The 14,432-nt window shown below is 70.9% G+C and carries 11 protein-coding genes; all 11 read left to right on the top strand.

Annotated features, from left to right (window positions below):
* Positions 1 to 3: 3 nt before the first annotated feature.
* Positions 4 to 3,465 (top strand): methionine synthase, encoded by a 3,462-nt coding sequence (metH, locus tag ACZ3ZE_RS18390; RefSeq protein ID WP_361621072.1) that lies wholly within the window; start codon positions 4 to 6, stop codon positions 3,463 to 3,465.
* The gene (gene metF, locus ACZ3ZE_RS18385; RefSeq protein ID WP_361165206.1) at positions 3,462 to 4,322 is read left to right on the top strand and encodes a methylenetetrahydrofolate reductase [NAD(P)H]; all 861 of its coding nucleotides are present in this window, start codon (positions 3,462 to 3,464) and stop codon (positions 4,320 to 4,322) included. Before metH ends, metF begins: the two co-directional genes overlap by 4 nt.
* Positions 4,315 to 5,724, top strand: coding sequence for an adenosylhomocysteinase (gene ahcY, locus ACZ3ZE_RS18380; RefSeq protein ID WP_467259756.1), 1,410 nt, complete (start codon positions 4,315 to 4,317; stop codon positions 5,722 to 5,724). Before metF ends, ahcY begins: the two co-directional genes overlap by 8 nt.
* Positions 5,724 to 6,401, top strand: a complete 678-nt coding sequence (locus tag ACZ3ZE_RS18375) for a maleylpyruvate isomerase family mycothiol-dependent enzyme (protein WP_361165209.1) — start codon at positions 5,724 to 5,726, stop codon at positions 6,399 to 6,401. Before ahcY ends, ACZ3ZE_RS18375 begins: the two co-directional genes overlap by 1 nt.
* A 152-nt stretch (positions 6,402 to 6,553) precedes the next feature.
* The gene (locus tag ACZ3ZE_RS18370; RefSeq protein WP_467259754.1) at positions 6,554 to 10,303 is read left to right on the top strand and encodes a non-ribosomal peptide synthetase family protein; all 3,750 of its coding nucleotides are present in this window, start codon (positions 6,554 to 6,556) and stop codon (positions 10,301 to 10,303) included.
* An 89-nt stretch (positions 10,304 to 10,392) separates the two neighbouring features.
* The gene (locus ACZ3ZE_RS18365; protein WP_361165215.1) at positions 10,393 to 10,671 is read left to right on the top strand and encodes an antibiotic biosynthesis monooxygenase; all 279 of its coding nucleotides are present in this window, start codon (positions 10,393 to 10,395) and stop codon (positions 10,669 to 10,671) included.
* A gap of 79 nt (positions 10,672 to 10,750) precedes the next feature.
* A complete protein-coding gene (locus tag ACZ3ZE_RS18360; protein WP_361165218.1) occupies positions 10,751 to 11,035 on the top strand; it encodes a DUF2087 domain-containing protein in 285 nt (94 codons plus the stop codon).
* Positions 11,032 to 11,658, top strand: coding sequence for a LysE family transporter (locus ACZ3ZE_RS18355; RefSeq protein ID WP_361165221.1), 627 nt, complete (start codon positions 11,032 to 11,034; stop codon positions 11,656 to 11,658). Before ACZ3ZE_RS18360 ends, ACZ3ZE_RS18355 begins: the two co-directional genes overlap by 4 nt.
* Before the next feature lie 172 nt (positions 11,659 to 11,830).
* The gene (locus ACZ3ZE_RS18350) at positions 11,831 to 12,259 is read left to right on the top strand and encodes a WXG100 family type VII secretion target (RefSeq protein WP_361165224.1); all 429 of its coding nucleotides are present in this window, start codon (positions 11,831 to 11,833) and stop codon (positions 12,257 to 12,259) included.
* 14 nt (positions 12,260 to 12,273) lie between these two features.
* Entirely contained in the window at positions 12,274 to 12,576 is a 303-nt protein-coding gene (locus ACZ3ZE_RS18345; protein WP_361165227.1) for a WXG100 family type VII secretion target, read from the top strand.
* Positions 12,576 to 14,420 (top strand): RNase A-like domain-containing protein, encoded by a 1,845-nt coding sequence (locus ACZ3ZE_RS18340; RefSeq protein ID WP_361165230.1) that lies wholly within the window; start codon positions 12,576 to 12,578, stop codon positions 14,418 to 14,420. Before ACZ3ZE_RS18345 ends, ACZ3ZE_RS18340 begins: the two co-directional genes overlap by 1 nt.
* Positions 14,421 to 14,432: the final 12 nt, after the last annotated feature.

Genomic DNA, 14,432 nt, shown 5'->3' with positions numbered 1-14,432 from the left:
GTGATGAGCGGCAGGCGTTCACTGAGGGAGGAGTTCGCCACGCGGGTCGTGGTGGCCGACGGGGCGATGGGCACCATGCTCCAGGCCGCCGACCCCACGATGGACGACTTCCAGCAGCTGGAGGGCTGCAACGAGATCCTCAACGTCACCCGTCCCGACATCGTGGCCTCCGTGCACGACGCCTACTTCTCGGTCGGCGTGGACTGCGTGGAGACCAACACCTTCGGTGCCAACCTGGCGGCGCTCGCCGAGTACGGCATCGAGGACCGGGTGTACGAGCTGTCCGAGGCCGGCGCCCGGATCGCCCGCGACACCGCCGACGCCCACACGGCCGCCGACGGGCGCCCCCGCTGGGTGCTCGGCTCCATGGGCCCCGGCACCAAGCTGCCGACCCTCGGACACATCACGTACGAGCCGCTGCGCGAGGCGTACCGGCAGAACGCCGAGGGGCTGATCCGCGGCGGCGCGGACGCCCTGCTCATCGAGACCTCGCAGGACCTGCTCCAGACGAAGGCGGCCGTCATCGGCGCCCGCCAGGCCCTCGACTGGGTCGGGCTCGACCTGCCGCTGATCGTGCAGGTGACCGTCGAAACGACGGGCACCATGCTGCTCGGCTCCGAGATCGGGGCGGCGCTGACCGCCCTGGAACCGCTCGGCATCGACATGATCGGCCTCAACTGCGCCACCGGCCCGGCCGAGATGGCCGAGCACCTGCGGCACCTGTCCCGGCACGCCCGGATCCCCGTCTCCGTCATGCCCAACGCGGGCCTGCCGGTGCTCACCTCGGACGGCGCGCACTACCCCCTGACGCCGTCCGAACTCGCCGACGCCCAGGAGGCGTTCGTACGGGACTACGGCCCGGCCCTGGTCGGCGGCTGCTGCGGCACCACCCCCGAGCACCTGCGGGAGATCGTCGAGCGGGTGCGGGGCGCGGCCGTGAAGCCGCGGACCCCGGTCGAGGAGGCGGGCGCCTCGTCCCTCTACAGCCATGTGCCGTTCCGCCAGGACACCTCGTACCTGGCGATCGGCGAGCGGACCAACGCCAACGGGTCGAAGAAGTTCCGTGAGGCCATGCTGGAGGCCCGCTGGGACGACTGCGTGGAGATGGTCCGCGAGCAGATCCGCGAGGGCGCGCACATGCTCGACCTGTGCGTGGACTACGTGGGACGGGACGGCGCCGCCGACATGGCGGAGCTGGCCGGCCGCTTCGCGACCGCGTCCACCCTGCCGATCGTCCTCGACTCCACCGAGGTGAACGTGCTGCGGGCGGGCCTGGAGAAGCTGGGCGGCCGGGCCGTGCTCAACTCGGTCAACTACGAGGACGGTGACGGGCCCGAGTCGCGGTTCGCGCAGGTCACGTCGTTGGCGCGGGAGCACGGGGCGGCGCTGATGGCGCTGACCATCGACGAGGAGGGCCAGGCCCGCACCGTCGAGACCAAGGTCGCCATCGCGGAGCGGCTGATCGCGGACCTGACGGGGAACTGGGGGATCAGGGAGTCGGACATCCTGATCGACACCCTCACGTTCACCATCTGCACCGGTCAGGAGGAGTCCCGCAAGGACGGCATCGCCACGATCGAGGCGATCCGCGAGCTGAAGCGGCGCCACCCGGACGTCCAGACCACGCTCGGCCTGTCCAACATCTCCTTCGGCCTGAACCCGGCCGCGCGGATCGTGCTGAACTCGGTCTTCCTCGACGAGTGCGTCAAGGCCGGCCTGGACTCGGCGATCGTCCACGCGTCGAAGATCCTGCCGATCGCCCGCCTGGAGCCGGAGCAGGTCGAGGTCGCGCTCGACCTGATCTACGACCGGCGGCGGGAGGGCTACGATCCGCTCCAGCGGCTCCTGGAACTCTTCGAGGGCGCCACGGCGAAGTCGCTGAAGGCCGGCAAGGCCGAGGAGCTGCTGGCGCTGCCGCTGGAGGAGCGGCTGAAGCGCCGGATCATCGACGGCGAGAAGAACGGCCTGGAGGGCGACCTGGACGCGGCGCTCGCGGAGCGCCCCGCCCTGGAGATCGTCAACGACGTCCTCCTGGACGGCATGAAGACGGTCGGCGAGCTGTTCGGCTCGGGTCAGATGCAGCTGCCGTTCGTGCTCCAGTCCGCCGAGGTCATGAAGATCGCGGTGGCGTATCTCGAACCCCACATGGAGAAGACGGACGCCGACGGCAAGGGCACGATCGTCCTCGCCACCGTCCGCGGCGACGTCCACGACATCGGCAAGAACCTCGTCGACATCATCCTCTCCAACAACGGCTACAACGTCGTCAACATCGGCATCAAGCAGCCGGTCTCCGCGATCCTGGAAGCCGCCGAAGAACACCGCGCCGACGTCATCGGCATGTCCGGTCTCCTGGTCAAGTCCACGGTGATCATGAAGGAGAACCTGGAGGAGCTGAACGGCCGCGGCCTGGCCGAACGCTTCCCCGTGATCCTCGGCGGAGCCGCCCTGACCAGGGCGTACGTCGAGCAGGACCTGCACGAGCTGTACGGCGGCGAGGTCCGCTACGCCCGCGACGCCTTCGAGGGCCTGCGTCTGATGGACGCCCTCATGGGGATCAAGCGAGGCGTGCCGGGCGCCGCCCTGCCCGAGCTCAAGCAGCGCCGGGTGCCGAAGCGCGAGACCCCCGTCCTCCAGGTGCGGGAGCCCGAGCCGGCCGGGCGGTCCGACGTGGCCGCCGACAACCCCGTACCGGAGCCGCCGTTCCTCGGGACGAAGGTCGTCAAGGGCATCCAGCTCGCCGAATACGCCTCCTGGCTCGACGAGTCCGCCCTGTTCAAGGGCCAGTGGGGGCTCAAGGACGCGGACACCATCGAGTCGGAGGGCCGGCCGCGGCTGCGCGGCTGGCTGGACCGGCTGCAGACGGACCACCTCCTCGAAGCGGCCGTCGTGTACGGCTACTTCCCCTGTGTGTCCAAGGGCGACGACCTGATCGTCCTGGACGAGGACGGAGGCGAGCGGACCCGCTTCTCCTTCCCCCGCCAACAGCGGGGCCGCCGCCTCTGCCTGGCCGACTTCTTCCGCGCGGAGGACGCCGGGGAGGTCGACGTGGTCGCCCTCCAGGTCGTCACCGTCGGCTCGCGGATCGGGGAGGAGACGGCGAAGCTCTTCGCCGCCGACTCCTACCGCGACTACCTCGAACTGCACGGCCTGTCCGTCCAGTTGGCCGAAGCCCTGGCCGAGTGCTGGCACGGCCGGGTGCGGGCCGAGTGGGGCATCGGCGGCGCCGACCCGGCCGGCATCGAGGGGATGCTGCGCACCGAGTACCAGGGCTGCCGCTACTCGCTGGGCTACCCGGCCTGCCCCGACCTGGAGGACCGGGCGAAGATCGCCGAGCTGCTGCGGCCCGAGCGGATCGGGGTCGAGCTGTCGGAGGAGTACCAGCTGCACCCCGAGCAGTCGACGGACGCCTTCGTCGTGCACCACCCGGAGGCCAGCTACTTCAACGCGGGAGGCCGCCGGTGAGCGAGACGTTTTCCTTCGAGTTCTTCCCGCCGAAGACCGACAAGGGCGAGCAGACCCTGTGGGACGCCATCCGGCGGGTGGAGGCCCTCGCGCCGGACTTCGTCTCCGTGACGTACGGCGCGGGCGGCTCGTCCCGCGACCGCACCATCGAGGTCACCAAGCGGATCGTCACCGAGACCACCCTGCGGCCCGTCGCCCACCTGACGGCCGTCGGGCACTCGGTCGCCGAGCTGCGGGCGATCATCGGCGCCTACGCGGACGCCGGGGTACGGGACGTGCTGGTGCTGCGCGGCGACCCGCCGGGCGATCCGCGCGCCCCCTGGACCCCGCACCCGGACGGCTTCACCTACGCGTACGAACTGGTCGAACTCGTGCGGTCGTTGGGCGAGTTCCGGATCGGTGTGGCGGCCTTCCCGGAGGGCCACCCGCGCTCGTCCGGCCCGGCGAGCGACCTGGCGCACTTCGTCGCCAAGTGCCGGGCCGGGGCCGACTACGCGATCACCCAGATGTTCTTCGACCCCGAGGACTACCTGCGGCTGCGCGACCGGGTCGCGGCCGCCGGCTGCGACACCCCGATCATCCCGGAGATCATGCCCGCCACCGACGTACGGCAGATCCGCCGCTTCGCCGAACTGTCGGACGCCGCCTTCCCCGAGGACCTGGCGCACCGCCTGGAGGCGGCCAAGGACGACCCGGCCGCCGCCTACCGGATCGGCGTCGAGCACGCCACCGCCATGGGGCAGCGGCTGCTCGACGAGGGCGCGCCCGGCCTGCACTACATCACGCTCAACAAGTCCACCGCGGCCCTCGAAATCCACCGATCCATCCACGCCTCAAGGAGCCTCGCACGTGTCTGAGTCCACCGGTGCTGTGTTTTCCGACTACAAGGTCGCCGACATCGGTCTCGCGGAGTTCGGCCGCAAGGAGATCACGCTCGCCGAGCACGAGATGCCCGGCCTGATGGCGATCCGCCGCGAGTACGCCGAGCGGCAGCCGCTCGCCGGAGCCCGGATCACCGGCTCCCTGCACATGACCGTGCAGACCGCGGTGCTCATCGAGACGCTCGTCGCGCTGGGCGCCGAGGTCCGCTGGGTGTCCTGCAACATCTACTCCACCCAGGACCACGCCGCCGCCGCCATCGCCGCCGCCGGCATCCCGGTCTTCGCCTGGAAGGGCGAGACCCTGGAGGAGTACTGGTGGTGCACCGAGCAGGCGCTGACCTGGCCGGGCGCGGACGGCCCCAACATGATCCTGGACGACGGCGGCGACGCCACGCTCCTCGTCCACAAGGGTGTGGAGTACCGCAAGACCGGTGCGCTCCCGGAGGCCTCCAACGAGGAACTCGCCGTCGTGCGGAGCCTCCTGGAGAACAGCCCGCTCGACTGGGCGACGATCGCCGCCGGGATCCGCGGGGTGACGGAGGAGACCACCACCGGTGTCCACCGCCTGTACGAGATGCACCGCGAGGGCGAGCTGCTCTTCCCCGCGATCAACGTGAACGACGCCGTGACGAAGTCGAAGTTCGACAACAAGTACGGCTGCCGGCACTCCCTGATCGACGGCATCAACCGCGCCACCGACGTCCTCATCGGCGGCAAGACCGCCGTCGTCTTCGGCTACGGCGACGTCGGCAAGGGCTCGGCGGAGTCGCTGCGCGGCCAGGGCGCCCGGGTGATCGTCACCGAGATCGACCCGATCTGCGCCCTCCAGGCCGCGATGGACGGCTACCAGGTCGCGACCCTGGAGGACGTCGTCGAGACGGCCGACATCTTCATCACCACCACGGGCAACAAGGACATCATCATGGCGTCCGACATCGCCCGCATGAAGCACCAGGCCATCGTCGGCAACATCGGGCACTTCGACAACGAGATCGACATGGCCGGCCTCGCGCGGATCCCCGGCATCGTCAAGGACGAGGTCAAGCCGCAGGTCCACACCTGGACCTTCCCCGACGGCAAGGTCGTCATCGTCCTGTCCGAGGGCCGCCTGCTCAACCTCGGCAACGCCACCGGCCACCCCTCCTTCGTGATGTCGAACTCCTTCGCGGACCAGACCCTGGCCCAGATCGAGCTCTTCACGAAGACCGCCGAGTACCCGACCGGCGTGTACACGCTGCCCAAGCACCTGGACGAGAAGGTCGCGCGCCTCCACCTGGCCGCCCTGGGCGTCAAGCTCACGACCCTCCGCCCGGAGCAGGCCTCGTACATCGGCGTCCCGGTCGAGGGCCCGTACAAGCCGGACCACTACCGCTACTGATGTGTACCGACGACGTGCACGACAGACGTGATCCCTGGCTCCCGGACCATCTCCTCAAGACGGAGCGGGACTTGCTGATGCCGCTGCTGCGCCGGACGCCCGCCGAGGCGTTCGAGCTCCGCACGGCCTGCCCGGGCTGGACCGCCCGGCAGGTGCTCGCGCACTGTGGGGCGGCACTCGTCAGGATCGTCGAGGGACGTCTGGAGGAGGGCGTGTTCCTGCCCGAGGCCAACGCCTGCGACGTGGCCGAGCGGGAGGACTGGCCGCTCGACCGCATCCTCGACGAGCTGGAACGGGGCCTCACCGAGGCCGGCCCCGTCATCGCCGAGCGGGAGGACGGCAGGCTCGACGCCGTCGCGCTCGGCGAATGGGTCCACGCCGGAGACGTACGGGAGGCCTTCGGCGAACCCGGCGCCTACTGCGGGGACGCTCTGGAGCTGGCCCTGCCGCTGCTCTCCGTCACCAGCCGCAAGCGGGAGACCCCCCGACTGGTCGGGGTCCTGGCCGACCGGGGCGGCGGCGAGGTGGACCTCGGCAACGAGATCGAGGGCCGGCCGCCGGCCCGCTTCCACGGGGACGCGGCGACCTTGATCCGCATCTACTCGGGACGCCCGCTGGTACGGACCCGCTACGAACTGACGGGCGCGACGGAGCAGGAACTACTCATCTACCGCTGAGGGCGGGCCCGCGCGGGGCGGACGGGATGTGGGGGTTGTGGGCAGTCGTTCCGCAGGGCGGAACGGGTGGGCACAACCCCTCCGCCGGGCCGGCACCCGTCCGGCCCGTTCAGCCCGGAGCCCCCCGCGGACCCGCAGACGAAGGGAACCGCATGTCCACGCTCGACCGGCTCCTGCACGACCAGGCGGCACAGCGCCCCGACGCCCACGCCGTCGTCTTCGGCGACGAGACGCTGTCCTTCCGCGAGCTGCACGAGGGCGCCGCCGTCCTCGCCACGTACCTCCGCACCTTAGGGGTGACCGCCGACGCCCGCATCGGCGTGTACGTCGAACCCTCACTCGAACTGGTGATCGGCACGTGGGGCGTGCTGTTCTCCGGCGGCGCCTACGTCCCGCTCTCCCCGGAGTACCCCGAGGAGCGCCTCCGCTACATGATCGAGGACAGCGGCGCCCGCATCGTCTTCACCCAGGAACGCTTCCGTACCCACGTCACCGAACTCGCCCCGCCCGGCACCACCGTCCTCACCCTCAAGGACGCCGTCCAGCACGCCTGGCGCACCGCCGGAGAGGAACACCCGCTCACCGAGCCCGAGTTGAGCCCGTCCCAGCTCGCTTACGTCATCTACACCTCGGGCTCCACCGGCAAGCCCAAGGGCGTCATGGTCGAGCACCGCTCCCTCGCCGCCCAGATGCGCTGGATGGCCGACGCGCACCGGCTCGGCCCGGACGCCGTCGTCGTCCAGAAGACCCCCATGTCCTTCGACGCCGCCCAGTGGGAGATCCTCGCCTGCGCCGTCGGCGCCCGCGTCGCCATGGGCCCGCCCGGCGTCTACCGCGACCCCGAGGGCCTCATCGACACCGTCCGGCGGTACGGCGCCACCATGCTCCAGGGCGTCCCCACCCTCCTCCAGGCCCTCGTCGACACCGAACGCCTCGGCTCCTGCACCAGCCTGCGCCGGGTCTACTCGGGCGGCGAGATCCTCTCCCGCAACCTCGCCGTACAGCTGCTCGCCGAGCTGCCCGACGCCGAGCTGATCAACCTGTACGGCCCGACCGAGTGCACCATCAACGCCTCCTCGCACACCGTCGACCGGGCCACCGTCGCCGACGGGCCCGCCGCCGTCCCCATCGGCAGACCGGCGTACGACACCAGCTTCCACATACGCGACGGAGAACTGTGCATCGGCGGGGTCCAGGTGGCGCGGGGGTACCTGGACCGGCCCGAGCTCACGGCCGAACGCTTCATCACCGCCGAGGACGGCGAACGCCTCTACCGCACCGGCGACCTGGCCACCTGGAACGAGGACGGCACCGTCCAGTTCGCCGGCCGCGCCGACAACCAGATCAAGCTCCGCGGCTTCCGCGTCGAGCTCGACGAGATCGCGCTCGCCATCGAGAACCACGACTGGGTGAAGTCCGCCGCCGTCATCGTGAAGAACGAGCCCCGCACCGGCTTCCAGAACCTGGTCGCCTGCGTCGAGCTCTCCCCGAAGGAAGCCGCCCTGATGGACCAGGGCAACCACGGCGCCCACCACCAGTCCAAGGAGTCCAAGCTCCAGGTCAAGGCGCAGCTGTCCAACGCGGGCACCCTCGACGCCGCCGCCCTCGCCGGCCGCCCCGTCGTCGGCCTGCCCGGCCGCACCCCCACCGAGCGGATGCGCCGCACCGTCTTCGCCCGCAAGACCTACCGCTTCTACGAGGGCGGCCCGGTCACCCGCGCCGACGTCCTCGCCGCCCTGGCCCGCCGCCCCGAGGGCATCGGCTCCCGCCCGGTCGGCACCCTGACCGCGGCCGACCTGGGCGAGATCCTGCGCTGGTTCGGGCAGTTCCCCAGCGAGGAGCGCCTGCTCCCGAAGTACGGCTACGCCTCGCCGGGCGCGCTGTACGCGACCCAGCTGTACGTGGAGGTGCGCGGCCTCGCGGGCCTGGAGCCCGGCACGTACTACTACCACCCGGTCCACCACCAGCTGCACCTGATGGAGCCGGGGACCGCCGACGGCCCGCCGCTGGTCCGGCTCTCCTTCCGCGGCAAGTGGGCGGCGATCGAGCCGGTCTACCGGAACAACATCCGCGAGGTCCTGGAGATCGAGGCCGGCCACATGGTCGGCCTGTTCGAGGAGATCCTGCCGGGCCTGGGCCTCGGCATCCGCCCGGTGCGCGGCGGGAAGTCCGACGACGGGGCGGCCACCGAGGACCTGGGCGTCTTCGAACTCGTGCCGTACGACGAGGAGTCGGCCGCGGCGGGGGAGGCGGAGGTCGACCTGTACGTGCAGGCGCACCCGGGCCGGATCGCGGACCTCCCGGGCGGCCAGTACGCCTACGAAGAGGGCGCGCTGACGGCGATCTCGTCCGCCTCCTCCGGCCTCGTGGAGAAGAAGCACGTCATCGCGATCAACCAGGCGGTGTACGAGCGGGCCGGCCTCGGCATCACGGCGATCAGCCGGACCCGGGAGCCGTGGCGCGCGTACATCGACCTGGGCCGCGCGCTCCAGCGCCTCCAACTCGGCGACCACGGCCTCGGGTTCATGTCCTCCGGCTACAGCTCGATGTCCGGCAACCCGCTGCCGGCCGCCCGCCGCATGGACGAGGTCCTGGCGGCGGCGGGCCGCCCGACCGGCCCCTCGTACTTCTTCGTCGGCGGCCGGGTCAGCGAGGAGCAGCGGCTCAGCGAGGGCATGTACGAGGACACCGTCCACATGAAGGGCCCCGCGGAGATGATCCGCGACGACCTGGTCCACCACCTGCCCGACTACATGATCCCCAACCGGGTCGTCGTCCTCGACCGGCTGCCGCACTCCGCGAACGGCAAGGTCGACACCAAGGCCCTCGGCGAGCTGGCCGTCGTCAACGCGGGCCTCCACGGGCGCCCGCACGTCCCGCCGCGCACGCGCACCGAGACCCGGCTGACCGAGATCTGGGCGGCGGCGCTCAAGTACGAGGAGGTCGAGGCGGTCTCCGTGCAGGACGACTTCTTCGAGTCGGGCGGCAACTCGCTGATCGCGGTCGCGCTCATCACGAAGATCAACCGCGAGTTCGCCGACGCGGCGCTCCCGCTCCAGATCCTCTTCGAGGCCCCCACGATCGAGAAGCTGGCCCACCGGGTGGACGGCGCCGCGGCCACCCCCGCGTCCCGGCTGGTCCGGCTGCACGCGGACGGCGCCCAGTCGCCCGTCTTCTGCTGGCCCGGGCTCGGCGGATACGCGATGAACCTGCGCTTCCTGGCGGAGGAGCTGGGCATCGACCGCCCGTTCTACGGGGTGCAGGCGCACGGCATCAACCGGGGCGAGACGCCGTACGCGACCATCCGCGAGATGGCCGCGGCCGACGTGGCCGCGATCCGCAGGCGCCAGCCCTCCGGCCCGTACACCCTGTGGGGCTACTCCTTCGGAGCCCGCGTCGCCTTCGAGTCGGCCCACCTCCTGGAGGCGGCGGGGGAGCAGGTGGAGCACCTGTTCCTGATCGCGCCCGGCTCCCCGAAGGTCCGCGCCGAGTCGGCCGCCGGCGGCGCCTCGTACGACAACCCCGGCTTCACCCAGATCCTCTGGTCGGTCTTCGCGGGCGCCCTCGCGGACGTCCCCGCGAAGGACGCGGAGTCGTTCACGGCCCAGGTCGCGGACCGCTTCCCGTCCCTGGACCCGGAGCTGATCGCCCGGATCATCGCGATCGTGGAGCAGACCTTCGACTTCACGTACACCTTCCGCGAACTCACCGAACGCAAGGTCTCCTGCCCGGTGACGATCTTCAAGGCCCAGGGGGACGACTACTCCTTCCTCGAAGGCACCACCGGCTGGTCCACCCGCCCGCCGACGGTGATCGAACTCGACGCCGACCACTACAGCCTGCTGCGGGCCCCGGACCTGAAGGAACTCGTGAAGAAGATCCACTACCGCCTGGGCCGGTAGCCCTTTCGGGCCCGGTCGCGGTGCGGGGCGGGGGACCGGCTGGTGTGCTGGTCGGGACCCCGTCCCTTCCCGCGCATGGGAGCAGCACCATGGCCGTCATCGTCACCGTCGAGATCCCCGGCGGCACCCAGGAGCAGTACGAGCGCACCCACGGCCGGCTCACCTCCGCGTCCTGGTTCCCGCCGGCGGGCTTCATCGCCCACTCGGCGGGACCCGACGGGACGGGCGGCTGGCGGATCGTGGACTTCTGGGAGTCGGAGGACGCGTTCCTGGCCTTCGTGGAGAAGGCGAAGCCGATCTTCCAGGAGACGGGCATGCCGCCGATCATGCCGAAGATCGACCCGCTCACGAACGTCCAGGTGAAGTAGCGGCCCCGGCCCGGCCCCGGCCCCGCCCCCGGCGTAATTCCGTTGCGGGCGTCCCGGCCCCGAAGGCACCCTGCACCGCATGACCCCCTCCGATCTCTTCTCCGCCGACGGACGCCTCAAGGCGATCCCTCGCAAGCCCGCCCGTAGAGCGGCCCTCCTCGACCACCTCGCCGCGACGCTCTTCGAGCCGGGCCGCGTGTACGCCGAACGCGAGGTCAACGAGGCGCTGAAGACGGTGCACGAGGACTTCCCGGCGCTGCGCCGCTATCTGGTGATCGGCGGGCAGCTCGCCCGCACCAAGGACGGCTCGGCCTACCGGCGACAGCCCGGCGCCCCCGTAGGAGCGACCTCCGCCGTCGCATGACGGCCGCGGCCCTGGCCGGCCTGCTCGCCGGCTACGGCATCGCGATCCCGGTCGGCGCGGTCGGCGCGTACCTCGTCGCCGTCACCGCCCGCACCGGCTGGCGCACCGGCGCCGCCGCGGCCCTGGGCGTCGCCACCGCCGACGGCGTCTACGCCCTCCTGGCGGTCGCGGGCGGCTCGGCCCTCGTCCCGTACCTCACCCCGGTGATGACCCCGCTGCGCTGGGTCTCCGCGCTGGTCCTGGTGGCCCTGGCCGTCCGGGCGGCGTGGACGGCGGTACGGACCCACCGCTCCGGCGCCCTGTCCTCCCGCGACGACGGCTCGACACCCCTGACCCCGGCCCGCGCCTACCTCACCTTCCTGGGCATCACGGTCCTCAACCCCATGACGGTGATCTACTTCGTCGCCCTGATCCTGGCCACCGGCCCCGAGGCCCCCGCGTCCCCCGCCGAACGCACCGCCTTCGTCCTGGCCGCCCTCGTCGCCTCCGCGACCTGGCAACTCCTCCTGACCACCGGCGGCACCCTCCTCGGCCGCACCCTCACCGGCCCCCGGGGCAGGCTGGCGACGGCCCTGACGTCGAGCACGCTGATCGTGGTGCTGGCGGTGCGGCTGGTGGCGTGACCGCGCCCCCGCTCGACCCTCGTGCTACCCGCGACCCCGCAGGGTCCGATCGAATTCGCGCCATCACGATCAGATTTCCTGACGACTTCTCAACTTCCTTTGTTTCGATCCCACTTGTAGGTTTCGGGCGCGCGGCGGATCGTCGCGCGACCGACGGGGAGGCGGGGCTGCCATGGCAGTGGGGGATCCCGATCTGAGAGTGCCCGAGGACGACGGGCTGGCCAAGCTGGCCGGTGACCTGGACGCCATGCAGCGGCACCTCGACAACCAGGTCCGGCGGATGGACGGGATCGTCGACCGGATCCAGGCCCGCTGGCGCGGCGCCACCGGGGACGCCTACCGGACCCTCCACACCGAGGCCGCGCAGGACGCCGTACGCATCCGGGAGCACCTGCGGATCCTGGAGGAGGCGGTCCGGTTCAGCCGGAACGGGTTCAGCGAGCAGGAGCTGGAGGTGCTGTCCCGGCTGCGGAAGCTCCAGGGCCAGATCGACGTGGCCCGGGAGGCGAACGCCCTCCAGGCGCCGCCGCCGGGCGCTCCGGCCGCCGAGTCCGCACCCGTGCCCGTGCCCGTCCCCCGCAGCCGTATCGAAGACGTGTAGGGGGAGGAGCGGACATGGCGGGCGACGACCGGATAGCCGTGGACATCACCGCGTTACAGGCGATGTCCGGGGAGCTGGAGGAGATCCTCCGGCAGCTGAACGAGCAACTGGCCGAGCTGTATGAACGCACCGAACGGGTGGTCCTCGGCTGGCAGGGCGAGGCCCGCGAGGAGTTCGTGATCACCCTGGACCGGTGGGCCAAGGACATGGAGGACCTCAAGGCCCAACAGGCGTGGCTGCACACCTCGGTGACCACCTCCCACGCCAACTACTCGGCCGCCCACCAGGCGGTCCTGCGCGGCTGGGGGGCCGCCTGATGGCCACCCCGGCGCCGCCCACGGGGGGCAGTGGGAGCGGGAGCGGCAGTGGGAGTGGCAGCGGGAACGGGCAGCCGAACTCGCCCGCGCTTCCGTCGCCCGTTCCCGGCAAGCTCACCGACCCCCAGGGCAAGGACATCTCCCAGGGGCAGCCGAAGCCGAAACCCGACCCGAACAAAGAGGTCCAGGACCTCAAGCCGTCCGTGGACCCGGGCGGGTACCCGAGCGGCTTCGACGTCGACCCGCCGCACGTCTGGTACACGTCGTACCTCATCCGGAACCACCAGACGGAGTTCGACAAGGCCCCCCGGCATCTGATGGACACGTTGAAGGGCCACGAGCACGTGTGCGGGGTCGGCTCGGGGCCGGAGGATTTCGAGCGGGCGTACAACACGGTCTGTATGCGCTACTTCGAGGTGTGGGCCGCCTCCGTGGTCGCCATCGGCGGTGTCTCGACCGGCCTGACCATCACCGCGAACAACTACGTCGCGGCCGAGTACGCCTCCCACCCGTCCTGGGGCGCCCCCACCAGCCTGAAGCAGCTCCCGGAGGTCATTCGGTATCCGCCGTACTACGGGCTGGTGCCGTACCTCGGCTGGCGGACCGGTGGCGGGGACAACTTCGCCGAGCAGCTCGTCAACGACATCCTCGGGGTCCTCGGGCACGCCCTCCAGTGGATGATCCGCCAGGTCATGGACAAGGCCCTCAACCACGGCAGGGTCGGCCAGATCACCCCCGGCGGCGACGACAAGGAACTGCCGAAGGTGGCGGCCGCCTGGAGGAAGATCGCGGACGACGCCAGGAAGTCCGGCGACGACCTGGACGCGGCCATCAACTACTTGAAGAACCCGGACAGCGCCGCCACGGAATGGCAGGACGCTATGGGGCAGGTCACGTCCGACCTGTGGGGAACGGCCACCTGGGGCAAGGGGGCCGGCAGTCCCGTAGCCAAGGGCTACAACTGGAAACGCAGCATGAACGAGCAGCCGGTGCTCCTCGTCCTGATCGCCACCGCCAAGAAGATCGCCGACGCCCTCGACTCCTTCGCCAAGGAGGTCCGCGACGTCCGCAAGGTGATCTCGGACGAGTACGTCCGGGCGGCCAAGGACCTGCTGGAGACGGACAGCGTCAAGAACTTCCTGGAGGACCTCGCATCCGCGATCTTCGGCGGTCCCCCGGCCATCGCCAAACAGTTCCTGGACAACCTGAACGAGACCGTGCTCAACGCGGGTGTCGACCGGTACAACGCCAACACCCACCAGCTCGCCCAGAACCTGAGGGACCTCCTGCCCGCCCTCGACGAGGCCAGGCGGAGCGTCCCCAGCTTCCAGGCGGAGGAGGCCCGGGCGCAGTCGGTGGGCGCCCGCTCCATCGAGGGGTACGGAACGGAACACAACTGGACGGTGGCGGGGGATCAGGCGACGAACCACACGTACCCCATCGACCTGGCCAACCAGGAGGACATGACCGTCGGCAACCAGACGGCCCACGTCATCGACCGGCATGTGGCGCTGACCCCGGAAGAGCTCCAGCGGCGGATGCGGGATGACAGCAACGCGCCGCGCGCCTCCCGGTTCACGGACCTCGCCACCGCCCAGCGGCTCGTCCAGGCGGCGATCGACCAGCGTTCCGCGGACATCGCCCAGGCGATCCAGAACAACCCGAACAACCCGAACACGATCGACTACCTGGTCCCCTTCGGCTCGGATGTCACCGGCTTGTCCGTGGACACCCCCAACGGCGTGCCGGCCCCCGTACACAATGTGCTGGTCCGCATCCGGCTCGCCAATGACGGACGCAAGCCACCGTTCATCGTCGTCACCGCCTTCCCGGAGAGGCCCTAGCCCGTCAGGAAC

It is taken from the genome of Streptomyces sp. NPDC023157, assembly GCF_055560575.1.
Note: the sequence above shows the minus strand (reverse complement) of the source record. Positions and strands in the feature narration are given on the sequence as shown.